The 22,403-nt window shown below is 56.4% G+C and carries 20 protein-coding genes; 13 read left to right on the top strand and 7 right to left on the bottom strand.

Going from position 1 to position 22,403, the window contains the following annotated elements:
- Window positions 1-58: 58 nt before the first annotated feature.
- A complete protein-coding gene (locus ACTHO6_RS07525; protein WP_440240911.1) occupies window positions 59-1,537 on the top strand; it encodes a DEAD/DEAH box helicase in 1,479 nt (492 codons plus the stop codon).
- 188 nt (window positions 1,538-1,725) lie between these two features.
- Window positions 1,726-1,992, top strand: a complete 267-nt coding sequence (locus ACTHO6_RS07520) for a hypothetical protein (protein ID WP_440240910.1) — start codon at window positions 1,726-1,728, stop codon at window positions 1,990-1,992.
- Between the two features lie 110 nt (window positions 1,993-2,102).
- Here the strand turns inward: ACTHO6_RS07520 and ACTHO6_RS07515 are convergent, their stop codons facing one another.
- Window positions 2,103-3,521 carry an RsmB/NOP family class I SAM-dependent RNA methyltransferase gene (locus ACTHO6_RS07515; RefSeq protein WP_440240909.1) on the bottom strand — a complete coding sequence of 473 codons (1,419 nt, stop codon included), beginning with the start codon at window positions 3,519-3,521 and terminating at the stop codon, window positions 2,103-2,105.
- A gap of 88 nt (window positions 3,522-3,609) precedes the next feature.
- Here ACTHO6_RS07515 and ACTHO6_RS07510 point away from each other — a divergent pair, with 88 nt between their 5' ends.
- Together ACTHO6_RS07510 and ACTHO6_RS07505 are read left to right on the top strand one after the other, a co-directional pair.
- On the top strand, window positions 3,610-4,365 hold the full coding sequence (locus ACTHO6_RS07510) for a hypothetical protein (protein WP_440240908.1): 756 nt from the start codon (window positions 3,610-3,612) through the stop codon (window positions 4,363-4,365).
- A 21-nt stretch (window positions 4,366-4,386) separates the two neighbouring features.
- On the top strand, window positions 4,387-5,340 hold the full coding sequence (locus ACTHO6_RS07505) for a methyl-accepting chemotaxis protein (protein WP_440240907.1): 954 nt from the start codon (window positions 4,387-4,389) through the stop codon (window positions 5,338-5,340).
- A 106-nt stretch (window positions 5,341-5,446) separates the two neighbouring features.
- Here ACTHO6_RS07505 and ACTHO6_RS07500 read toward each other — a convergent pair whose 3' ends face one another.
- Window positions 5,447-7,135: a M14 family metallopeptidase gene (locus ACTHO6_RS07500; RefSeq protein ID WP_440240906.1), complete on the bottom strand. Its 1,689-nt coding sequence runs from the start codon at window positions 7,133-7,135 to the stop codon at window positions 5,447-5,449.
- 222 nt (window positions 7,136-7,357) lie between these two features.
- Here ACTHO6_RS07500 and ACTHO6_RS07495 point away from each other — a divergent pair, with 222 nt between their 5' ends.
- On the top strand, window positions 7,358-8,794 hold the full coding sequence (locus ACTHO6_RS07495) for a hypothetical protein (RefSeq protein ID WP_440240905.1): 1,437 nt from the start codon (window positions 7,358-7,360) through the stop codon (window positions 8,792-8,794).
- Between the two features lie 59 nt (window positions 8,795-8,853).
- Here the strand turns inward: ACTHO6_RS07495 and ACTHO6_RS07490 are convergent, their stop codons facing one another.
- Window positions 8,854-9,546 (bottom strand): class I SAM-dependent methyltransferase, encoded by a 693-nt coding sequence (locus ACTHO6_RS07490; protein WP_440240904.1) that lies wholly within the window; start codon window positions 9,544-9,546, stop codon window positions 8,854-8,856.
- A gap of 232 nt (window positions 9,547-9,778) precedes the next feature.
- On the opposite strand from ACTHO6_RS07490, the gene hppD reads away from it, so the two are divergent.
- The 8 genes from hppD to ACTHO6_RS07450 all read left to right on the top strand — a co-directional run bounded on the left by hppD (window position 9,779) and on the right by ACTHO6_RS07450 (window position 19,050).
- Window positions 9,779-10,870 (top strand): 4-hydroxyphenylpyruvate dioxygenase, encoded by a 1,092-nt coding sequence (gene hppD, locus ACTHO6_RS07485; RefSeq protein ID WP_440240903.1) that lies wholly within the window; start codon window positions 9,779-9,781, stop codon window positions 10,868-10,870.
- Between the two features lie 191 nt (window positions 10,871-11,061).
- Complete coding sequence (locus ACTHO6_RS07480) at window positions 11,062-12,789, top strand: LytS/YhcK type 5TM receptor domain-containing protein (protein WP_440240902.1); 1,728 nt, start codon at window positions 11,062-11,064, stop codon at window positions 12,787-12,789.
- On the top strand, window positions 12,764-13,546 hold the full coding sequence (locus tag ACTHO6_RS07475; protein ID WP_440240901.1) for a LytR/AlgR family response regulator transcription factor: 783 nt from the start codon (window positions 12,764-12,766) through the stop codon (window positions 13,544-13,546). Before ACTHO6_RS07480 ends, ACTHO6_RS07475 begins: the two co-directional genes overlap by 26 nt.
- A 237-nt stretch (window positions 13,547-13,783) precedes the next feature.
- On the top strand, window positions 13,784-15,874 hold the full coding sequence (locus ACTHO6_RS07470; RefSeq protein WP_440240900.1) for a carbon starvation CstA family protein: 2,091 nt from the start codon (window positions 13,784-13,786) through the stop codon (window positions 15,872-15,874).
- Window positions 15,871-16,083 (top strand): CstA-like transporter-associated (seleno)protein, encoded by a 213-nt coding sequence (locus ACTHO6_RS07465; RefSeq protein WP_440240899.1) that lies wholly within the window; start codon window positions 15,871-15,873, stop codon window positions 16,081-16,083. Before ACTHO6_RS07470 ends, ACTHO6_RS07465 begins: the two co-directional genes overlap by 4 nt.
- Window positions 16,084-16,260: 177 nt before the next feature.
- Entirely contained in the window at window positions 16,261-17,070 is an 810-nt protein-coding gene (locus tag ACTHO6_RS07460) for an inositol monophosphatase family protein (RefSeq protein ID WP_440240898.1), read from the top strand.
- Between the two features lie 191 nt (window positions 17,071-17,261).
- Window positions 17,262-18,380, top strand: a complete 1,119-nt coding sequence (locus tag ACTHO6_RS07455) for a glycoside hydrolase family 15 protein (protein ID WP_440240897.1) — start codon at window positions 17,262-17,264, stop codon at window positions 18,378-18,380.
- A 127-nt stretch (window positions 18,381-18,507) separates the two neighbouring features.
- Complete coding sequence (locus tag ACTHO6_RS07450; protein ID WP_440240896.1) at window positions 18,508-19,050, top strand: nitroreductase family protein; 543 nt, start codon at window positions 18,508-18,510, stop codon at window positions 19,048-19,050.
- Window positions 19,051-19,104: 54 nt separating this feature from the next.
- On the opposite strand, the gene ACTHO6_RS07445 is transcribed toward ACTHO6_RS07450, so the two are convergent.
- The 4 genes from ACTHO6_RS07445 to ACTHO6_RS07430 all read right to left on the bottom strand — a co-directional run bounded on the left by ACTHO6_RS07445 (window position 19,105) and on the right by ACTHO6_RS07430 (window position 22,371).
- Window positions 19,105-19,476, bottom strand: coding sequence for a YybH family protein (locus ACTHO6_RS07445; protein ID WP_440240895.1), 372 nt, complete (start codon window positions 19,474-19,476; stop codon window positions 19,105-19,107).
- A 621-nt stretch (window positions 19,477-20,097) separates the two neighbouring features.
- Complete coding sequence (locus ACTHO6_RS07440; protein ID WP_440240894.1) at window positions 20,098-20,835, bottom strand: amino acid ABC transporter ATP-binding protein; 738 nt, start codon at window positions 20,833-20,835, stop codon at window positions 20,098-20,100.
- 17 nt (window positions 20,836-20,852) lie between these two features.
- Window positions 20,853-21,548: an amino acid ABC transporter permease gene (locus ACTHO6_RS07435; RefSeq protein WP_440241001.1), complete on the bottom strand. Its 696-nt coding sequence runs from the start codon at window positions 21,546-21,548 to the stop codon at window positions 20,853-20,855.
- Window positions 21,535-22,371 carry a transporter substrate-binding domain-containing protein gene (locus ACTHO6_RS07430; protein WP_440240893.1) on the bottom strand — a complete coding sequence of 279 codons (837 nt, stop codon included), beginning with the start codon at window positions 22,369-22,371 and terminating at the stop codon, window positions 21,535-21,537. Before ACTHO6_RS07430 ends, ACTHO6_RS07435 begins: the two co-directional genes overlap by 14 nt.
- Between the last annotated feature and the right edge of the window lie 32 nt (window positions 22,372-22,403).

The raw sequence follows: 22,403 nt of genomic DNA, 5'->3' as shown, positions 1-22,403 counted from the left end.
TCCATGCAGGCCAGGGTGCGCGAAAACGGAAGACCGCGTGTGAAAGGAAGTGGATTCGATGGCAAAATCGTTTGCGTCTTTTGGCTTTCGACCGGAGCTGATGCAAGGGATTCAAGACCTGTACTATAAAGAACCAACCCCGATTCAGGAGGAAGCGATTCCGCTGATTCTGGAAGGGAAAGACGTGATTGGACAAGCGCAGACCGGAACAGGGAAAACAGCGGCGTTCATGCTGCCGATCCTGAACCGTCTGGAGGCGGGCAAGCGCGACATTCAAGCGCTGATTCTCACCCCGACGCGCGAGCTGTCCATTCAGATCGCCAAAGAAGTGGAAAAGCTGGGCAAGCACCTCGATGTGAACGTGCTGTCCCTGCACGGCGGAACGGATATCGACAGACAGCTGAGCAAGCTGAAATCGACGGTACACATCGTCGTGGGAACGCCGGGACGCGTGCTGGATCACATGAAGCGCGGCTCGCTGCACTTCGGGCGGATTTCCACGCTCGTGCTGGATGAAGCTGACAAAATGATGGAGATGGGCTTTTTGGAGGATGTGGAGCAAGTCATTGTCCATACGCCTTCCCAGCGCCAGGTGCTGCTGTTTTCTGCGACCATGCCGGATGTGGTGAAGCGGCTGGCGCATCGCTTCATGAAGCAACCGCCGCACGTCAAGATCGAAGGCAAGCAAAAGACCGTGGAAAAAATCGAGCAGTTTTACTACGTGGTCAACCAAAGCGACAAGACGGATGCGCTCGTGGACGTCCTGGAGCAGGAGCAGCCGTTTTTAACCATCGTCTTCGCCAATACGCAAGTGCGCGTGCAGCAGCTCACCGCCCGCTTGCAGGAAAACGGATTTACGGCGCAAGCGCTGTACGGGGATTTGTCGCAAACCAAGCGCGAGCAGCTGATGCGGCAGTTCCGCGAGATGCGCTTCCAGTACCTGGTGGCGACAGATATTGCCGCGCGCGGGCTGGATGTCGAGGGCGTCTCGCACGTCATCAACTACGATTTGCCGAATGACGTGGAGAGCTACATTCACCGCGTGGGCCGGACAGGCCGCGCCGGACAGAGCGGAAAAGCGATCTCGCTGATTTCCCCGCGCCAGAAAAGCTTGGTGAGCCGCTTCGCCAAAGCGACAAAGGCGGCGATTGAAGAGCGCATTTTGGAGCCTGGACGCCACCTGGATGCAGGCCGTCGCCAGCGTGCGCTGGAGCGCGAAGCCCACTTCATCGAGCTGCGCGCCCAACAGGCCAAAGAGCAGCAAAAGGAAAAAGACAAGCAGTTTGCTCCTGTTCGCGAAGCTTTGCAGAAAAAGGCCAAGGTGAAGCCGGGCTACAAAAAGAAGCTGGCGCGCGAACTGGAAGAACTCCAGGCACATTATGAGAAAAACCGCAGAAAGGCAGAGGCGATCGCAGCGCGCAAAGCAGGCAAAACGGCGAAGCCCGCCGATGCCAAAAAAGCGGGAAGAGGCGGAGCAAGCCGCTCTGCCAAAGGCGCGAGACCGTTCCGTCACGATTCGGGCAAGCCGCGCGGGTAATCCATACGAGCGAAAAACGCCAAAAGGCCCAGCCTCGCTTCACGCGGTCTGGGCCTTTTGGCGTTGTGGCAACGGGAGGGAGCAGCAATTCATGACGATGTGGTGAAATCGTGTTTTCGTCCCGGAAGAATGCGGGTAATATAGGGAAGAGACAACTCTATGCGAGAACGCATAGGGGAGAGGACAGGGTGCGAGGAGAACGAGCGATGATCGATACGTGCTTCAAATGCGGAAGCAAAATGAATCCGAACGAATACAGCTGCCACGTTTGCGGACAAAACGAAATGGAAGACTACCGGATGATTCGCAATTACGTGCGGAGCTATCCGAATTCGAACGCGATGCAGATTGCCAACGCCACAGGTATCTCCGTGTCAAAAATAGTGCGCTACATCAAAAACGGTTCCTTGACGGTGGTAGACAACCCGTCCCGCAGAGGACGTCGTTTGGAATGAAAGGGAAACAACCATAGCCCGCTAGCCGAGCATGCACGGTTTTGTGCATGAGAGCTGGCGGGCTTTTTTTGCGGTTGCAGAGGGGCAGGCCAGCCGTCTGCACGGGCGAACTACACCCAGCGCAGCCCTTTCGGATAATGGTTTTTCAACTGGCCCTCCGCTTGCTTGCCCCAGCCGATGGAAAAGCCGTCGACGGCGACGAGTGTCCAGCCGTTGGCCCCGTCCCGGACGAGCGCTTCGCCTTTTACATAGCGGAGGATGTCAGGATCGTCCCCGCTGTAGGAGGCGACGCGAGCCGCTTCGGCGGGCGTGATGGCGAGCGCGAGCGCATGGGCAGGCTCCAGCCGGTTTTTTTTCACCGTACCGAGATGCAGGCCGACGCGCGCGACCTTGAGCTTGTCCCAGTCCATCTCGGGAATGGGCGAGTAATACAGCTGCTCGCCAAACAGGACAAAGGCGGATTCGTCGGCAAACGCGTCTGCGAGCTGGGGAATCGCTTCCTTGGCAAAAGCGCGCCAGGCGGCCAGCGCTTCCTTGCGTCCGGCGGGAGTGGCTTTGACGGTTCGTTTGTCCTTGCGCTTTTTCGGCGTTTCCAGGGGGGCGGCATCGGTGTCGGCGCTTTTTTGCAGCTTGGCGAGATAATGCCCTTCGCCTTGCAGGCGGTGAGGCCACAGCCGCGCGGTCTCGCTAAGCTGTTCGCAGGCTGGATGTGCCCAGTCTGGCTGACCGGGAGCGAACCATTCCGGCTGCGGCAGCGGGACGATGGAAAATTCCGGGTGCCGGGCCAGAAAATCGACGAGAGATTGCTCGTTTTCCAGCGGCGCGAACGTACAAGTGGAGTAGACGAGCGTTCCGCCCGGCTTGAGCATGGCGCTGGCGGCGTCGAGAATATCTTGCTGCATGCGGTGGCATTCCGTCACCTTGTCCGGCGACCAGTCTTCCACGGCTTCCGGCAGCTTGCGGAACATTCCTTCGCCGGAGCAGGGAGCATCGACGAGAATTTTGTCGAAAAACTGCGGAAAACGCTCCTGTAGCCGCTCGGGAGTCTCGTTGGTCACGACGGCGTTTTTGACGCCGCAGCGCTCCAGGTTTTCCACCAGCGCTTTCACGCGAACCGGGTGAATTTCGTTGGCCACGAGCAAGCCCTCGCCGTTCAGTCCGGCAGCGAGCTGGGTAGACTTGCCGCCGGGAGCCGCACACAAGTCGAGGATGCGTTCCCCCGGCTTGGCGTCGAGCGCCTCGGCTGCGGACATCGCGCTCGGCTCCTGTAGGTAGTACAAGCCCGCGGCGTGAAACGGATGCTTGCCGGGACGGTCCTGCTCCCGGTAGCGAAATCCGTTTGCGCACCAGGCGACCGGCTCCAGCGCAAACGGCGAGAGCGAGAGGAAATGCTCGCGCGCCACTTTGAGCGGGTTGACCCGCAAGCCGTGTGTGACGGGCTGATCGTAGGAAGCGATGAACGCTTCGTATTCCTGTCCAAGCAGGCTTTTCATACGTGAGATGAAGAGTCCGGGTAGATTTTGTGTCATAGACGCCTCCGTTGTCAGATTTTGGCCGCATGGAAAAGGAAAAGCTAGAATCGTGGCGAATCATAGAACAATGAGGTGAGAGCTTGTTATGAAGGGATCCCGTGCAGAACGCTACCGCTCCCGGCGGAGGAACGACTCGGAAGTCAGCCGGTTTTGGATCATGGGGTTGCTGTTCTCACTGCTGGTGCTCGCTTTTGAATTCTTCATCGAAATTCCCGCCGACGCAGATTGGCTTGTCGATATGGAGATGGCTTTGTTCTCGGCCAGCTTTACGTTGCTCGCCTTTTACCTGCTCGGGCTTACCTTTGCCTTTTCCCGCCACCAAAAGGCAGGGAAGATCAATCACCAGATCATTATCTATGTATGGTTGGGAGCGATCTTGTTTCACCTTTTCCTGCTCATCAGCAATTTGTCCAATCAGCATGTGTACAAAGCAGGGATTATTTTATTTTTAGGACCTCTGTTTTTAACTGTCTACCATTTTATCACGTACTTGTCCGCTTTGCGCGAGGAGCGCGAAGAGCAGGAGGCGGCCACGGCTGCTTCGCTGGAACGGACGGCCTACCAGATGATTTTGGAGGGCGGCAAAGTGTACGGCGAAATCCAACGGTTAAAAGCAGAGTATCCGGAAGTGGATCAGATGCTTCGCGCCAACGACTTTCACGATAGATTGGAGCGCTACGCCCTGGAAATGCAGCAGTATTTGCAGGTGAAGCGCTTTGAGCGCAAGGATGTGGAGCTGTTGGAGGGACACTACTATTTCTTGGAAAATTTGCTGAGTCTCGCGAAGCAACACCCTGGGATCATCGAATCCCGCGCGTATTCGCGCCGAGGAGACAAGTAAAGCAAAAGGAGAGGGAAGCGGATGTTTTGGAAAAAGGACAAAGGACTCGCGGAAAAAGAGACAGCAGCGGCAGCAGTGACAACCTTGGAAAAAGAGAACGCAGCACAACAGCAGGAAGCGTGGAAAGACGAACTGCGCGGACTGTACGAGCAGATGGGGGCGATCATTGCCAAGCACCATGAGGTCAATGCTCAGCATGACGAGCTTGCTCGCCTGGCCACCCAAATGAAAGACGTCGTAGAGAAGATCCAGGCCATCAACGAAAAAGACGATGAGTCCGCCAACCAGCTCTCTGTTCGCGGAGAGCGGCTGACGGTCATCTGCAAGGAATCTGTCGAGCGCTCGGAGGCAGGCAAAAAGGCGATGACGGAAGTGGTCGAAGTCATGAGCCAGCTGGAGAAAGAATCGACCAACACGTCCCGGTCGATGAGCCGCCTGGAAGAGCGATCTTCGGAGATTACGAGCATCGTCAAGGTCATCAGCGATATTGCCAACCAGACGAATTTGCTCGCGCTGAATGCGGCGATTGAGGCAGCGCGTGCCGGTGAGCAGGGACGAGGCTTCGCTGTCGTGGCCGACGAAGTGCGCAAGCTGGCGGAAATGACGGCGAACTCGACTAAAACGATTGCCGAGCTGATCGGCAAAATCCAGGAGGAAACCAAGGAAGCGCTGGCCAACAGCGAGAAGAGCGGCAATGCGATCAAAAACGGCCTGTCGATCAGCAAGGAAGCCTCCGAGAAAATGGATGGAATCGTGCGCGCGTTTCACGAAGTCAACGGAGAAGTGGCAGCCGTCATGCAAATTATCCAGCAGCAAAAGCGTTTTGCCGATGAGGTTTCCAGCCAGGTCAATGAAGCGCGCGGCCTTTTGGACGAGTTGAACGACGATTTGACGGAACACGTCAAAGAAGCGGGCGTCGTGGACCAGCTTTTGCAAAGCAGCCTGACAGAAGTCAAAAAAGTATGGTCGAAATAATAGGATTGCTCATTGAGTGAAACGAAAAGTCCCTCCCCGCAGTCTACATGGGTGAGGGACTTTTTTGCGCCAGCGAAGGCCAGGTCAAGCGGCTGGACCGCCCGTTCTAGGACGGGTCCACGACTGGCAAAGGCTGCTCCAGCATGTAACGGTACACAGGGACTACATCCCCGGCTTCGACCGGAATGAAGTTGAAGGTGACATAGCTGTCGACCGATTCCGGCTCCAGGGCCAGGGCGATGAAGTTGGCGTTTGGCTGGGCCATGCTGAATACATAGCTGCCAGCCGGGAAGGTCTTGGTCGTCTGGGTCACATTAGTCGTCACTTCGTTGGTAAAATGACCGTTTTCGTACGTCGTGTTTACGTTGTTTTCGCTGACGGTGTAGCTTTCGACAGGCACGGTTGTCTCTTCGGCCAGTTTGCTTACGTGAACCCCGAGCTTCTGTAGCTTGGCGGCCACCTCGTGATAGGCCGGGGGCATGAGGTAGGCTGTAGGGCGTTCGCGCTCCAGCACGGGATAAGCGTCTGTCGAGCTGACCCAGTCGACGGGGACAGACACTTTTTTGGCCTGCGCCACATCGACGACGACGAGCGACTGATTGGGAATTAGCTTGTTGACGCTCGTGATGACGAGCTTGTCGCTGTCGTTGGCTTTTCTGCCTTTTTCCGTGACTTCCTCGCGGGCGCGGGCGACTGCTGTCTTGATCGTATCGGCATGATCCGCGGTGGACCGGATGATGGCGGCATGCGTGACGGCCTGACTGTAGACACGCCGCTCAAAATCGGCCCGTCCGATGCCGATGCCGCGCGTTTCCACCAGGAAGGTCAGCGTGTTTTTCAAGCCGAGTGCATTGCGCCCGATGCGCGTCTCCGTGCTGCCCTCGGTGGCGGTCACTTTGCCGTCCTTGCCCTTGGCGAGCGTGAAATAGGCGTGGTGGGAAAGCTGTTCCTTGTCCAGCGCTTTTTGCGCATCGACCAACAAGAGCGAATCGGACAGTTCGCGCAGCGACTGGGGAATATTCAGGTTTTTCGCGGAAGAGATCAGGACGTCGTAAGCGGAAATCGCGCCTTTTTCTCCGACGTGGGCAAACTGGCTGTAGGAGACGCCGTATTCGTGCGCGTCGAGGATGACCTCCGGCTGAAACTCGTTAATCGCCTGGTGGACGGCCTGCACCTCGGGAGATTCGACCTTCATATAGTCGCGGTTGGCATCCAGTTCGGTCGCGATGTAGCGCTTGAACGCATAGGAGCCGTCCGGGTTGAGCCGGGGGACGATGGCGACGTTCACCTTGTCGAGCAAGTCTTCGCCGAGCGCGTCTTCCGCCAGCCATTTGGCGATGACGAGCGCGGATTCTCCGGCGGCAGGCTCGTTGCCGTGAATTTGCGCCTGGAGCCAGACAAGCGGCTTTGTCTGGTTTTGCTTGACGGTCGTCGTATCTTTGCTGAACAAAAGGAGCGGGATGTCCCGGCCCTCCAGCGAGGTTCCGATCGAGACCAGCTTGGCGTGCTGGCTGGTTTTCGCCAGCTTGCTTATGTATGCCAGCATTTCTTCCTGGGTAGTGAAGTCGGTCTTTCCTGGGGCAAAGCCAGGGGTGCCGAAATCGAGCGGCGGATCGGGAAACAGCTTTTTGACCTCGGCAGGCTGTACATAGCTGGGGCCAGTTCCATAGTACGGAACAGGCGCATCCGTCTGGGCGGCGTAGGCGGCCCTTGGCGACCAGGGGAGTGCGGAACCGCTTGAAAAAAGCGACAGGGCAAGGGCGGCAGATGCGATGGAACGGACTTTTTTGTTCATGAGTTCCCTCCACGGATCAACAAAGAATCGTTGCACAGGTTAAAAATATCAGATAATTTTAAAAATAATAATCGCTCTCTGTATTCATTTTCCCAAGCGCGAATCCGGGACTTCCGTGTGAGTCGTGAGGAATGATATGGTATCATTTTCATATAAATACAAAAGTTTACTGTATTCGAACAAGGATAATGGAGGAATTTTTCTTCAGGACAGGGGGATGACATGGTCAGAAAAATCAGCGTTTTGCTCCTTTTGCTGACGGCCATCGCCGTATGCACCTTTTTACCCGACCCGGCTTCTGTCTTCGCTTCCGCTGCGGCGCCGCCTTGGCAAAAGCCCGTCGAGAAAGAAACCACCGGCAAAGGAAACGGCGCCACGTACAAAAAGCGAGAGTTTGCATTTGGCGACGGAGACGTGTACTGGAGCCAGCAGATTATCGGCACGAAAACGGCAAAGCCGTACGTGATTACCGTCCCGGTTCAGGGCAACAGCCAGCACATGGTGTTTCGCTACCGGGCGTACAACGAGGCGAAGCAGCCAGTTTGGCAAGCCGTGACGCTGGATCAGGTCAAGACGCTGCCGCTTGCTTCCGGGTTTCTGGAAACAGAGGGACGATCCATTTGGCTCGGGAAGCCTATCGTCTATGTCGCAAAAGGCAGGGGCACCATAGAGGAGCATGCAGAGCTGGCGCTGCCGATCCAGGTCAAACAACGGACAAACGGCATCGTGCTGGAAATCAGACTGCCGATCAAGGCGGGCTATCGGAGCGAGATGTGGGCGCTGGAATCGAGAGAACCGCTCGTGCCATGGGGCGAGCAATCGATTGACCAGATTTGGCTGGCGCTCGATGTCACGCAAAACGCCAAATGGCTGTATGACGGCTACTATTACAAAAGTCCCTCGACCTACGAGCCGACTTCCGCGAACGCGTATTGGCGAATTCCCGAAAATTACGTGTTGCGCTCCTTTTTGTACACGGGAGGCAGCAGGGCAGCACGCAACATGGGCTATGTGATGCTGAAAACAAGCCTGCTCCAGCAAGAGCCGGAGGGGTACTGGAAGACGCTTCCCCGCTCGCTGTGGCTGAGCGAGGACTACGGGATACCCGACGGCTTTTACGATACCCGCTTCAATACGGGAGCCGCCGACTTGATGCTGCGTGGCTGCGTGCAGTACGCGGAGGAAGCCTTTTGCCAGTCGGCACAAACATACGCCGATTACTTTCATCGGCACGCCGCGAGCCACCATTACGTCGTGAACGGAACGCAGCCAGGCTGGCTCGTTGCCGATTACGCTTCTGCGAAATATCCTGCCAAAAAGACGCACGTTTCGCTCAACCACCAGCTGGCGGAAATCAATTTTTTGTACAGCAGCTACCTGCAATTTGGCGATCCGGCAGACAAAACGTTGGCCGATTTAATGCTCGCGGGCGTAGTCAATCTGGGCACCCGCTGGCTGTTGCCCAACGGCGACTTGCACTATGCTTATTTCCCCAATGGAACGTTCGGGAGAGCGGACTATCCGTATCTGACCTACAACGATTTGCTCGAAACCCAGCGTCTGTACAGACTGCTCCACGGAACAGAGGAGCCGACGATTGCCCGGCTGACTGCAAGCAAGCTGGCCTGGATGCAAAAAAGCAACGTCGCCTACCGCTGAACAGACAAAAGGCCGCCGGATCGCCCGTTTTGGGTTCCAGCGGCCTTTTGTCGATGGCATCAGTCGGTTTGCTTTTGCAGGGCGAACAAGGTCAAAAAGCTGACTGCCTCCCGCAACTCCACGCTCAAGCGCCCCGCGATATCCGGTGTCACGCCTTCCTTGTACACCGGCTCCTCCGCAAGCAGCACGAAGCCGTTTTCTGTGGCAAGCTGCTTGGCTTCCCACGGCATCATCGTGTTTTGAATCGTCTGCTCCTCGTACAGCCGCCGATAGCTGTGGGCGCGAGGTCCCGCTGTCGGACCCAAAATGCCGAGGACGAGAATCCCTCCCGGCGCAAGTACGCGGCGCAGCTCCCGCAAAGCTTTCAACGGAGCAGGGGTGAATTCCACGACATTGATGGACAGCCCGGCTGCAAATGTGTCATCGGCAAACGGCAACTTGCTGACATCGGCTGTCTGAAAATGAACACGTTCCGGGAAAGGGGTTCTCCGTTCCTGTGCAAGGCGAATCATTTCCCCGGCAATGTCGATCCCTTCCACTGTATAGCCGAGTTCGGCCAGCTTGCAGCTCGCATAGCCATCTCCGCAGCCAGCGTCGAGAATCGGTCCCTGCCCGGGGGAGACGTGCCGCAGCAAAAACGGGAGGATCGTCCGGCGGCTGCCTTTTTCCCACATCTGCTCGCTTCTTCTGCGCCAGTCGGCGGCAAACGAATCCCACTGCCTGGCTGCTTCCTGACTCCATGAACCTGCCAACTTTCCCACCTCCTGATCGGATTGCGCTGGCTCTATTGTACCAGGCGGGCGCTCGATTGCGTACGTAAATCACGCATGCTTTCACCGTTGAAAGCGTTTGCGCGTTTTCGCGTTATTTCGTGTTCTTGCATGCGGAAGCGCTTTCCATGTAATCTCAAGGTAACGAAAAATCACCGCAATTCACAAAAAACTGACAATAATCAAAGAGAGAAGAAAGCGGAGGGGTAGGCAAATGAGCAACACCGATTTTTTCCCGATTCAGGACTGGGACTATCTGGAGTTTTACGTGGGGAATGCCAAACAGGCGATGCATTATTTCACCAAGGCGTTCGGCTTTGAACCGGTCGCGTATGCCGGACTGGAAACAGGCTCGCGCGAAAAGGTGTCCTACGTGTTGAAGCAAAAGCACATGACCTTTGTCATCAGCGGCGCTTTGACGCCTGACAGCCCGATCGCGGAATTCGTGAAGAAGCACGGAGACGGCGTGAAAGACGTGGCCCTGCGCGTGGACGACTGTGAGCAGGCGTACCGCGAGGCGGTTTCGCGCGGTGCGATCCCGATTATGGAACCGACCGAATACACCGATGAATTCGGCACCGTGAAAAAAGCAGTGATCGGAACATACGGCGAGAACGTGCACTCCTTTATCGAACGGAAACAGTACAACGGTCCTTTCCTGCCCGGCTATTCCGCCTACGAGTCTCCGGTAAAAGGCGAGAGCACCGGACTGATCGGAATCGACCACATCGTTGGAAACGTGGAAGTCATGGATGAATGGGTGGGCTATTATCAGCGGGTCATGGGCTTTACGGCTGTGCAAAACTTCAGCGAGGACGACATTTCCACCGAATATTCGGCGCTGATGTCCAAAGTGATGCAGAACGGTACAGGCCGCATCAAGTTCCCGATCAACGAGCCGGCAGAAGGCCGCCGCAAATCGCAAATCCAGGAGTTTCTGGAGTTTTACAAGGGGCCTGGCGTGCAGCATATCGCGATTTTGACCAACGATATCATCCACACCGTCTCGAAACTGCGTGAAAACGGCGTAGACTTCCTCACGGTGCCCGACACCTACTACGAGGACTTGAAGGAGCGCGTAGGCGAAATCGACGAGGATATCGAAGCGCTGAAAAAGCTGGGTGTCCTGGTCGACCGCGACGATGAAGGCTACCTGCTGCAACTGTTCAGCAAGCCGATCGTAGACCGCCCGACGCTGTTCATCGAAATCATCCAGCGCAAAGGAGCCCGCGGCTTTGGCAACGGCAACTTCAAGGCGCTGTTCGAAGCGCTGGAGCGCGAGCAGGAGCGTCGAGGCAACCTGTAACGCGCACATCTCATCAGGAAAAGCCGTCTGTTGTACGTTAGGCGTACAGCAGGCGGCTTTTGTTGCTGTCCCGGACCCTGTTCTGCCTACTCTGACAATTGGCTTGACCACCGCTTTGCCCGCTGGAGATAATGGAGCAAAGGGCAGCTGCTGACCGAGCGGGCCCGGAAGTGTGCGAAGAGGGTGAGCCGATGAACATGTCTTTGATGATATCCCTGGCGGAGCGGACGGCTGTCCTGATTGTAGCCGCCTTGCTGTTTACGCGGGTGCGGGCGTTCCGCAGCATCCTGAACCAGCAGGCAACCTGGCGGGAAAAGGCCGTCATGGTCCTGATCTTTTCCGCGATTTCGATTCTCGGGACCTACAACGGCATCTGGTATCAGGACGCGATCGCCAATTCCCGCGTCATTGGCACGGTCGTAGCCGGGTTGCTGGCAGGCCCCTGGGTCGGGCTGATGACGGGCCTTGTCGCCGGCATTCACCGCTATTCGCTGGGCGGCTTCACCGACCTGGCCTGCACGATCTCCACGATCAGCGAAGGCGTGATCGCCGGACTGATCTACCGGTTTCGCCGCAACCGCAACCAGGAAATCGGCTGGACTACCGCGCTGGTCGTAGGTTTTTTGGCGGAATGGATGCAGATGAGCATTATTTTGCTCGTGGCTCGACCTTACGCGGACGCGCTTGCTCTCGTGCAATCGATCAGCGTTCCGATGTCTGTCGTCAATTCGCTTGGTATCGCCATCCTGATTATCATTATTGACCTGGTGAAAAAGGAAGAAGATCGGATCGGTGCGCTTCAGGCGCAGCGGACCATGCAGGTAGCGGACAAGACGCTCTCCTATTTGCGCGAAGGATTGACCTACGAATCCGCGCAAAAGGTGGCGGAGGAAATTTTGCGCACGACACGGGTCGCTGCTGTGGCGATTACCGATACGCGCTGCGTGCTGGCTCATGTTGGCGCAGGCGCATCGCACCATGTGGTGGGAGAAGGCATCTCCACCAAGGCGACCAAGGAAGTGCTGGAGAATAAGAAGCTGATGATCGCCCGGACCAAAGAGGAGATCGGCTGCACAGAGACGAATTGCCCCTTGCGTTATGCGATTATCATTCCGCTGATGCGCAGGCGGGAGGTCGCGGGCGTGCTCAAGCTGTATCAGGATCGTTCGCGCATGCTCTCGGCCGTCGATCTGGAGCTGGTGCGCGGCTTGGGGAATCTGATTTCCACCCAACTGGAGCTGGCCGAGCTGGAAAAGCAGTCGCGGCTGCTCGCAGACGCGGAGATCAAAGCGCTACATGCGCAGATCAACCCGCATTTTTTGTTCAATGCGCTCAATACGATTGTGTCGTTTATCCGCTTTCGTCCCGAGCAGGCGCGTGAGCTGCTGATCCATCTCAGCGAATATTTTCGCCGCAACCTGCACGATTCCGGCGGCTATGTCAGCCTGGCCGGAGAGCTGGAGCATATCGAGGCGTATTTGGCCATCGAACGGGCGCGTTTTGGCGATAAGCTGCATGTGGAATACGACATCGAGCCTGGCGTGGAACGGTATACGGTACCCGGCCTGATTCTGCAACCGCTTGTGGAAAATGCTGTCAAGCATGGGCTGTTGCCCAAGCGGGAAGGAGGCACGGTCAAGATTCGCGCACGAAGGGTTCAGCAGGATACGCTCGAACTGACGGTGGCGGACGACGGGGTAGGCATGGACACCGACCCGTTTTTGCTCGCCCAGACGCAAACAGGCGATCGGCGGCGTCTGTCCGGAATCGGCCTGTCCAATGTGAGAAGCCGACTCGCTTCGATTTACGGCGAGCCGTATGGAATCGTCATCCGAAGCAGCGCGGGGAAAGGGACAACCTGTACGATACAATTGCCAATAGGAGTGAGTGCTAGTGCTAAAAGTGTTCATCGTGGATGATGAGGCACCGGCACGGGAAGAGCTGCGTTATTTGCTGGAGCAGTTTCCCGAGGTGTCGGTGATCGGGGAGGCGGCCAGCGGAGAAGAAGCGATTGAGGCTGTCATGCAACGGGAACCGGATGCGGTCTTCCTGGACATCCACTTGCAGGACCGGGACGGCGTCGAGGTGGGGCAGGAGCTGCTGGAGTCGATGGTCCGGCCGCCCGTCATCATTTTTGCAAGCGCCTATGAGATCCATGCCGTTCGCGCCTTTGAAACAGAGGCGGTCGATTACATCGTCAAGCCGTTTAGCGAGGCGAGATTGGAAAAAACGATGAACCGCGTCCGGAAAATGCTGCGCCAGCTGGAAGCGCCAGCCGAGCCGGCGCGCTTTTCCGAAGAACAGCTGCAGAGCCTGCTGCAAGCCGTCCTGGCCGACCAGCAGCCCCGCCGCATCCCTGTTGAAAAGAACGGCAAAATCATGCTGATCGATCCGAACGAAATTGTTTTTGCCACCTTGGAAGGACGGTACGCGAGCATTTATACGCACAGCGAGCAGTACGCCACCGGCTTTACCCTGCAAGAGCTGGAGAGCCGCCTGTCGCGCCAGCAGTTTTTCCGCACGCACCGGGCGTTTATCGTCAATCTGGCGAAAACGTCTGAGCTTGTCCCCTGGTTCAAAGGCTCGATTCATCTGGTGATGCAGGACAGCCGCAAGACAGAGGTGCCCGTCAGCCGCAACGTCGTGAAGGAGCTGAAAAAGCGGCTGGGCTTTTAAGCGGAATCGGACGACGAAAAAGCCGCCTCCCTTCACGAAAAGCGAAGAGAGGCGGCAGGCTTACCCGCTATTGTATGCGTTTTCGCTCAAACGGATATGCTGCATTTTATGCTTGTTTTTGTGCGATTCAGCCATTTTTTGTTTAGGCCAGGCTCTCCTTCATGATACCTTTTTCTAAGATTAAAAAGAATTAACTGAAAATTTAGTATTGATAATTGATAGAAGGGGGCGAATGAAATGAAAAAATGGCTTCTCTCTCTCCTGATTTGGGGCGGGATTGCCGCTTTGGGTGCGGTTGGTTTCGGGATCGTCGCGCTCAATCGAGGAGAGTCAGTCAACTCGTTCTGGTTGCTGACGGCTGCATTTTGTACGTATGCGGTTGCCTACCGTTTTTACAGTCGTTTTATTGCGAAAAAAATCATGGGGCTGGATGACAACCGCGCCACACCCGCAGAAGTCAACAACGATGGCAAAGACTTCGTGCCGACGAACAAATGGATTTTGTTCGGGCATCACTTCGCCGCGATTGCCGGAGCAGGGCCGCTGGTAGGTCCGACCCTGGCTGCCCAGATGGGGTATTTGCCGGGGACGATCTGGATTATCGTCGGGGTCGTGATCGGCGGAGCGGTACAGGACTTTATCATTTTGTTCGGTTCGATGCGCCGCAACGGGAAGACGTTGGGGCAGATTGCCAAGGAAGAGATCGGGCCGGTTGGCGGCGTGCTCGCCTTGGTCGGAATTATTGCGATTATGGTCATTTTGATTGCCGTTTTGGCGATGGTAGTAGTGAATGCGCTTGCGGAATCCCCGTGGGCTACCTTTACGATTTTCATGACGCTGCCGATTGCGGTATTGATGGGGCTGTACATGCGCTACATTCGTCCGGGACGGGTAATGGAAGGCTCGCTGATCGGTCTGGCGCTGCTGTTCTTCTCCCTCTGGCTGGGGCAGCTGGTAGCAGATTCGCCGACGTGGGGCCCGGCCTTTACCTTCAGCAAGGTGCAACTCGCCTGGATGATTATCATTTACGGCTTCATCGCGTCTGTCTTGCCTGTCTGGCTGCTCTTGGCACCGCGCGATTACCTCAGCTCGTTTTTGAAGGTCGGGACGATCGCCGTACTGGCCGTAGGGATCGTGCTGACGCTGCCTCCGCTGCACATGCCTGCGCTGACCAAGTTTATTGACGGGACAGGCCCTGTGTTTGCCGGTAATTTGTTCCCGTTCTTGTTCATTACGATTGCCTGCGGGGCGGTATCAGGCTTCCACGCGCTCGTCTCGTCCGGTACGACACCGAAGATGATCGCAAAAGAATCGCATGCGCCGCTGATCGGCTACGGCGGGATGCTGATGGAGTCCGGTGTGGCGATCATGGCGTTGATTGCAGCATGTGTGTTGACGCCAGGCGTTTATTTTGCCATCAACTCTCCGGCAGCCGTCATCGGCGTGGACGCAGCAACGGCCGCCGCGACGATAAACGGCTGGGGCTTTACGGTTACTCCTGACCAGTTGACGACACTCGCCAATGACATCCAGGAGAAGACGGTTCTCTCCCGGACAGGCGGAGCTCCGTCGCTGGCCATCGGGATGGCGACGATCTTCTCCGGCATTTTGGGCGGAAAAGCGCTGATGGCATTCTGGTACCACTTTGCTATCCTGTTCGAAGCCGTTTTCATTTTAACCACGATTGACGCGGGAACACGCGTAGGCCGATTCATGGTGCAAGACATGCTCGGCAACGTCATTCCGAAAATGAAGCAGGTCAACTGGCTGCCGGGGAACTTGATCGGCTCGGCCATCATTACGTTCGGGTGGGGCTACTTCCTGCTGCAAGGCGTCATGGACCCGCTCGGCGGTATTTACACCCTGTGGCCGCTGTTCGGCATCGCCAACCAGATGCTCGCCGCCATCGCCTTTACCGTCGGCACGACCTTGATTTTCAAAATGGGCAAGGCGGCCTATTCGTGGGTCACTCTCGTCCCGATGGCCTGGCTGACAGCGGCTACGCTGACGGCAGGATGGCAAAAGCTGTTCCATGCTGATCCGAAAATCGGATTCCTCGCCCATGCGGACGCCTTCCAAAAGGCGCTGGACGCCGGAACGCTGCCGCAAGGGGTAAAGACGGTCGAGGCCGCGCAAAAAATGATCCTGAACGACCAGATCGACGCAGCGGTTTGCGCCATCTTCATGGTCATCATGGTCGGCATCATTCTCGACGGAGCGCGGGTGTGGATCAACATTTTGCGCGGCAAGCAGTACCCGCTGTACGAGTCGCCGTACGTCCAGTCCAAAGGGCCTGTCATTGACGAAAAAGGACATCATGTCGCATGAAGAGAAAGTGGAGAGAGCTGCGCAAGGCGATGCGGCGAGTCAGTTCGGCGATCAAAACGGTTTTCGGCATGCCCGACTACGATCGTTACCTCCAGCATTGGTACGAAACGCACGGCGCTCCAGGCATTTTCCCGATGACGGAGCGCGAGTATTACATGTACGCTCTGCGCGAACGGTTTGAAAAAGGCGGGGTGACGCGCTGCTGCTAGTCTGCCCCTCCCTAAAACAGGGTGCCTCGCTCGTCAGTTGCTGACGGGTGGGGACTTTTTTTGTTCCGGGACGACCCTGGGGAATTCAGAACAACCCCGCTTGCTTGACGTGTGGTGTAACCGCAGGTAAAGTATGGTACACTAAAGAGAAAAGTCAAGGTTTAGGTGGCGATATGCGTGCAAGCATCAACTCTGGCGGCGCTAAAAGAGCTGGCTCTGCAATGCGCCCGTTCAGCGGGTGAGCTGAGTCTGAAACGAATGAAGGAGCCTTTTACCGTCGAATATAAGACGTCTGCCTCCGATCTTGTCACGGCCGTAGATAAAGAAGTGGAGAAGCATGTCGTCAGCATGATTTTGCAGCGTTTTCCGGATCACGGGATTTTGGGGGAAGAGAGCACCTTTACGAAAGACCCTGCCCAGTACGAGACGTTGTGGGTCATTGACCCGATCGATGGTACGACCAACTTTGTGCATCAGCAGATCAACTTTTCCGTTTCCATTGCCGTTTATCATAAGGGAGAGGGTCTCGTCGGCGTGGTCTACGATCCTTCGCGCGATGAACTGTTTTACGCCGTGAAAGGCGAGGGGGCGTATTTGAATGACCGCCCGCTTCATCTGGACCGCACAGTCAGTCTGGAAGAAGCGCTTTTGTGTACGAGTGTTTTTTGGAACAAGCGCGCCGAGCAAATGGGCATTGACCTGATCGTAAAAAAGCTCGCGGGAAAAGTGCGCGGCATGCGTCTTCTGGGCAGTGCCGCACTGGAGATGGCCTATGTTGCGGCAGGAAGACTGGATGGGTACGTGAGCCTTTCGCTCAATGCGTGGGATTTCGGGGCTGGACGAATCATTGTGGAAGAAGCAGGCGGCCGGGTGACGACCATGATGGGCACTCCGCTTCCCTACAACCAAAAAAGCAGCGTGATGGCTTGCAACCCGACTTTTTACGAAGAGTTGCAGCATTACCTTACGCTGGCGGACAATGCGTAAAACAGCTGCCTGCGCGACACAGGCAAACAAAACCCACTGGACAAAAGTTGCCGGTGGGTTTTTGTCTGGGTGCCTCCTCCCGGCTTGTTGCATATGCTATAAGAAAGAAAGAGAGAACAAGGGGAAACAGACCGATCAGACAAAACCGGCTTTCCATGGAGAAGGCTTGTCTCAATAAAGGGGGAAAGAGTGTGGCTGCCAACACCTTGATCTTGGAGAGCATACGGTTGATTTTGCAGCATCAGACGGCGAGCGGAGCGTATCTCGCGTCTCCTGCCTTTCTCCACTATCAGTATGCCTGGCTGCGTGACGGAACCTTTACGGCCTATGCCATGAACCGCGTCGGGCAGCATGACAGCGCTCACCAGTTTTATGCGTGGTGCGCAAGCGTCATCACTGCGCATGAACAGAAGGCGAGGACAGCGATCCGTGCGGTACAGGCAGGAGAGTGCGGCAGCAAATCGGGCAATGAGCTGTTTTTGCACACGCGTTACACGGTGGACGGAAAGGAAGTAGCAGGCGACTGGGGCAGCTTCCAGCTGGACGGCTACGGAACATGGCTGTGGGGGCTTGCCGAGCATGTGCGACTGAGCGGGGACGAAGCGATCATCGACAAGCTGGCATCCGCCATTGACCTGACGCTGGACTATTTGGCTGCGTGCTGGCGCCTGCCCAACTTCGATTGTTGGGAGGAATGGGGCGAACGGATTCACCCGGTGACGCTCGCGGCTATTTACGCCGGAGTCAAAGCGATGGAGCCGTATCGGCCCATGCGTGCTGCCGAGCTTTCGCAGCTGGCAGCCACCATTCGCCAGTTCGTGCTGGATCACGGCACGGCAGATGGTCGATTCGTCAAGTCGTTGGGCAATCGTGCGGTAGACGCCAGCCTATTGTGGCTGACAGTGCCGTACGGATTGGTCGATGCAGCGGATCCGCTCATGGCTCGCACAGTAGCGGAAATCGAGCGGGAGCTGCTTTGGGGCTGTGGCGTCCACCGTTATGCAGCGGATACGTATTACGGCGGGGGGCAGTGGCTGCTTTTGTCGGCGTGGCTGGGGTGGTATGACGTCCAGGTAGGGAACAGCCAGCGGGCAAAAGAGATCGCGGACTGGATCGTCTCCAAGCAAGAGGCGGCAGGGCTGCCTGAACAGGTACAGGATCATTTGCTGGCACCCGAGCAGTATGCCGATTGGATCAAACGGGCGGGCCAGCCTGCCGTCCCGTTGCTGTGGTCGCATGCAATGTTTCTCATACTCGCCGATGAGCTTGGCTTGATCGGATCGGAAACCAAAAACGCGGCACTCCCGTAAAGGGGGCCGCGTTTCAAACTGCTGATGCGGCCATATTTTGCTTGATTTTACGGCTGGCAAACGCTAACATATGATACTGATAACCATTATCAGGACATGACGATGTCCGGCCAAGAAGGTGAACGATGTGTCCATTGCCAAAATCATTCGCGAGCGCCGCTCGATTAAAAAGGGGTATAAACCGGATCCCGTGCCGGAAGAACTCGTACTGGAGCTGCTGAACGATGCCGTGTACGCACCGAACCACGGCTTGCGCGAGCCATGGCGCTTTTTGTTCGTGCCGTCCGAGAGAAAGGAAGCGTTTGTGGAGAAGCTGATTACAGTCTATCCGCCCGAATCGCACCCGGCGCGCAGAGAAATGTACAACGAGCCAGCCGCTTACCTGATCGTCATCATGAAGGAAGACCCGCGGCAAAAGCAATGGGAGGAAGATTTCAGCGCCGTTTGTGCCCTGATTCAAAACTTCCAATTGCTGGCCTGGGAGCGCAATCTCGGTGTCGTCTGGAAAACAAACCAGCACAACTGGGACCCAAAAGCGCATCAGCTCCTGGGCGTGGCGCCAGGCGAGAAGATCGTCGGCTTTTTGCACCTCGGCTTTTTCGATCCGCAGGCTGTGCCGGAAGCCCGGCCGCGGACGCGGGCAGAGGAGAAGTTTACGCGTTTTGAATAAGGGCCGACATGAAACCTCCCTGATTGTCAGGGAGGTTTTTGATAGGGCAGAGGTCTACCTCAGCTCGCTGCTCAAATGCTCATGAATCAGCTTCCACTCGCCTGCCTCCGTTTGGACAAACACATTTGTGGCTCGTCCGCTCCCGGAGACGAACTCGCCGTTGCAATAGCCTTCGTACCGATACGTGTACAGACAGGTCGCGGAGTGCCGATCTGTGCTGATCCACTGCACGTCCGTTGCGGCGTACACTTCTTCTTTAATGACGTTCCAGGCGTTTTCGAAGTAGCTGCGGATTTCAGGCAGCGACGTGCAGGTCTTGTCCGAAAACCAGTAGACGGCCTGCGGATGCAGCAGCTTTTCCACGTTGGAAAAGTCGTGCGTGTTCGTAGCGGCGATGTATTGCTCGAATGCTTGCTGATAACCCATGGCGAACATGACCTCCCAGACCAAATCCAGAAAATACGGCTTCTGTTTGGTATTGTAAAGGATTTCCTTCCCACGCACCAGTCCACGAAAAAAAGCCCGCCCGATCTAGAAGGGGGCTATTCGGGCGGGAATGGAGGACGTCATGTCCATCGTAGGGTCTGACAATTCCATCATAGAGCGGACATGTTAAGGGAGAGTAGAGGCAGCGTGAAGCCTTTGTGAAGGTTAGGCAGCGTACAGGTGAGGAGGGCAAGCACCTGTTTTTTTTATTTTGCCGAGCCACTAGACAGGCATCCACGCGGACAGCCGTCGGTTTTCATAAGCTGAAAGGAAGCGCTGGCCTCTTTTGCAAGGTCAGCTCTGCTCTACGACGTGAGAAGAGAGGAGAGGAAAGCCATGGGATGCAGGCGCGGCGGTTTCGGCTTCGGCTTTGGCGGTGGCGGGTTTTTTTGGATCATCCTCATTATTCTTCTGGTCACTTCCTTCTGGGATGACTAAGGTCTGAATGGCAGCACAACAAAAAAGACTCTGCGCAAAGCTTGAATCTGCGTAGAGTCTTTTTTGGATAGCAGCTTGGCGCCGCCGCGCGTTGTTTCGCCTGTGCGGACACGGCTGCCCGCTTTACGCCTTCAAATGCTGCAAAAACTGACGGGTGCGCTCCTCGCGCGGCGCCGAGAACAGCTTGGCCGGGGTATCGCGCTCGACGATGACGCCCTGGTCCATAAAAATGACTTCGTCGGCCACCTCGCGGGCAAAGCCCATTTCGTGCGTGACGACGACCATCGTCATCCCTTCCTGGGCCAGCTCCTTCATGACTTTCAGCACTTCGCCGACCAGCTCGGGATCGAGTGCAGAGGTCGGCTCGTCAAACAGCATGACTTGCGGGTCCATCGCCAGCGCGCGGGCAATCCCGACCCGCTGCTGCTGGCCGCCGGAGAGCTGGGCCGGATAATGGTCGAGCTTGTCGCCCAGCCCTACCTTCGACAACAGCTTGGCGGCTTTGGCCCGCGCGCTCTCTTTGCTTTCCTTTTTGACGGTGACAGGGCCTTCCATGACGTTTTCCAGGGCGGTCATGTGCGGAAACAGGTTGTAGCTCTGAAACACCATGCCCGTCTGTTTGCGCAGCCGCGCGATGCTTGCGCGCTCAACCTTTTGCGAAAAGTCCAGCTTGACCTCGCCGATCTGCACGCTGCCGCTGGTCGGCACCTCCAGCGCGTTCAGACAGCGCAGCAGCGTCGTTTTCCCGGAGCCGGAAGGGCCGATGATGACGACGACCTTTCCTTTTTCCACGGTCAGGGAAATGCCTTTCAGCACCTGCACGTTGTGAAACTGTTTATGCAAATCCGTGATGGTAATCATCTGGGTTCACCTGCTTTTTAGACGTAGCGGTCCAGCTTGTTTTCAATCCGATCCTGGGCGAAGGAGAGGACGAAGCAAATCATCCAGTAAATGAGCGCCGCTTCCGAATAGACGAGCAACGGCTCATAGGTCGAGGCGACGATCTCCTGTGCCTTGCGAAACATCTCGGGAACGAGAATCGCCGCAGCCAGCGACGTATCCTTGACCAGGCTGATGAACGAGTTGGACAGGGGAGGAACAGAGACACGGGCTGCCTGTGGAAGCACGACCCGACGCAGGGCTTGCCAGTAGGTCATCCCGAGAGAGTAGGCCGCTTCCCATTGCCCTTTGTGAATCGAGAGAATGGCTGCCCGCACAATTTCGGAGGAATAGGCGCCGACGTTGAGCGAAAAGCCGATAATGGCAGAAGGGAACGGATCGATCATGATGCCGACGCTAGGCAAGCCGTAGAAAATGATGAACAGCTGCACTAAAAGCGGCGTCCCGCGAATGAGCGATACATAAAAACGGGCGATGCCCACCAGCGGCTTGATGCCGGACAGGCGGGCCAAAGCGGTTAAGACAGCGATAATCAGGCCGAAGAAAAAAGAAACGATGGCGAGCGTCAACGAATAGAGCAAGGCTCCTTTCAGGAGAGGCAGAAAGGAGCTTTGCGCGATATCGATCCATCGGTTCAGGCGTTCCGGGTTGTCAAACAGGTTACTTAGAAACATCTTCACCAAACCATTTCTCGGAAATTTTTGCGAGGGTTCCGTCCTGCGTCATGTCATCCAGCGCTTTGTTGAACGCGTCCACCAGTTCGGTGCTGCCTTTGCGGAAGAGGAACCCGTTTTTCGCTACGTTCGGATCTTTTGCCACTATTTTAATTGGCGTATCCGGTTTTTGCTTGAGTAAGTCCAAAAGGGACAGACCGTCGTTGATCGTGATGTCGACACGCTTGGAGGCGAGCAGGTCGATCGCCTGGTTGAAGCCTTCTACCCCGACGATTTCCGCGCCGTGTTTCTTCGCGATGTCGGTGAGATTGCTCGTCAGCGTTTGCGCGGCCTTCAAGCCTTTGATATCTTCAAAGCCCTGTACGGTCGTGTTGTCCTTGTGGGTCACAAGCACGGCTGTCGAGACGGTGTACGGCTTGGAAAAATCGTATTTTTCCTGACGGTCGGGGCGGATTCCCACCTGGTTGGCCACGACATCAAAGCGCTTGGAATCCAGTCCGGCGAACATCGCGTCCCACTGGGTTTCCTGGAACACAGGCTCGACGCCGATGCGCTTGGCGACTTCCGTCACAACCTCGATGTCATACCCGGTCAGCTTGCCAGACGCATCGTGAAAGGTGAACGGAGCGTATGTGCCCTCGGTCCCGATCAAGATTTTTCCCTCCGCTTTGACTTTTTCCAGCAGGTTTTGCTCTTGTTTCTCTTCGCTCGCTGCTGGAGCAGGTGCTGCGCTATTTTGCGGCGCTTGGGAAGAAGAGGAGCCGCAGCCGCTCAAAGCGACCAGCAAAGCAGATGCGAGAACGGAAAGCCATATTTTTTTCATAAAGGAACCCCCACGAAACCGATATGTTTGTA

The sequence above is a fragment of the Brevibacillus sp. SAFN-007a genome (genome assembly GCF_051967035.1).
Taxonomy (GTDB): Bacteria; Bacillota; Bacilli; order Brevibacillales; family Brevibacillaceae; genus Brevibacillus.
This window is presented reverse-complemented; position numbering and strand designations above follow the sequence as displayed.

Excerpts from the sequence above, each read along its gene's own strand:
- ACTHO6_RS07525 (WP_440240911.1), top strand. The coding sequence starts at position 59 with ATGGCAAAATCGTTTGCGTCTTTTGGCTTTCGACCGGAGCTGATGCAA.
- ACTHO6_RS07515 (WP_440240909.1), bottom strand. The coding sequence starts at position 3,521 with ATGACACAAAATCTACCCGGACTCTTCATCTCACGTATGAAAAGCCTG.
- ACTHO6_RS07510 (WP_440240908.1), top strand. The coding sequence starts at position 3,610 with ATGAAGGGATCCCGTGCAGAACGCTACCGCTCCCGGCGGAGGAACGAC.
- ACTHO6_RS07505 (WP_440240907.1), top strand. The coding sequence starts at position 4,387 with ATGTTTTGGAAAAAGGACAAAGGACTCGCGGAAAAAGAGACAGCAGCG.
- ACTHO6_RS07500 (WP_440240906.1), bottom strand. The coding sequence starts at position 7,135 with ATGAACAAAAAAGTCCGTTCCATCGCATCTGCCGCCCTTGCCCTGTCG.
- ACTHO6_RS07495 (WP_440240905.1), top strand. The coding sequence starts at position 7,358 with ATGGTCAGAAAAATCAGCGTTTTGCTCCTTTTGCTGACGGCCATCGCC.
- hppD (WP_440240903.1), top strand. The coding sequence starts at position 9,779 with ATGAGCAACACCGATTTTTTCCCGATTCAGGACTGGGACTATCTGGAG.
- ACTHO6_RS07480 (WP_440240902.1), top strand. The coding sequence starts at position 11,062 with ATGAACATGTCTTTGATGATATCCCTGGCGGAGCGGACGGCTGTCCTG.
- ACTHO6_RS07470 (WP_440240900.1), top strand. The coding sequence starts at position 13,784 with ATGAAAAAATGGCTTCTCTCTCTCCTGATTTGGGGCGGGATTGCCGCT.
- ACTHO6_RS07465 (WP_440240899.1), top strand. The coding sequence starts at position 15,871 with ATGAAGAGAAAGTGGAGAGAGCTGCGCAAGGCGATGCGGCGAGTCAGT.
- ACTHO6_RS07445 (WP_440240895.1), bottom strand. The coding sequence starts at position 19,476 with ATGGGTTATCAGCAAGCATTCGAGCAATACATCGCCGCTACGAACACG.
- ACTHO6_RS07440 (WP_440240894.1), bottom strand. The coding sequence starts at position 20,835 with ATGATTACCATCACGGATTTGCATAAACAGTTTCACAACGTGCAGGTG.
- ACTHO6_RS07435 (WP_440241001.1), bottom strand. The coding sequence starts at position 21,548 with ATGTTTCTAAGTAACCTGTTTGACAACCCGGAACGCCTGAACCGATGG.
- ACTHO6_RS07430 (WP_440240893.1), bottom strand. The coding sequence starts at position 22,371 with ATGAAAAAAATATGGCTTTCCGTTCTCGCATCTGCTTTGCTGGTCGCT.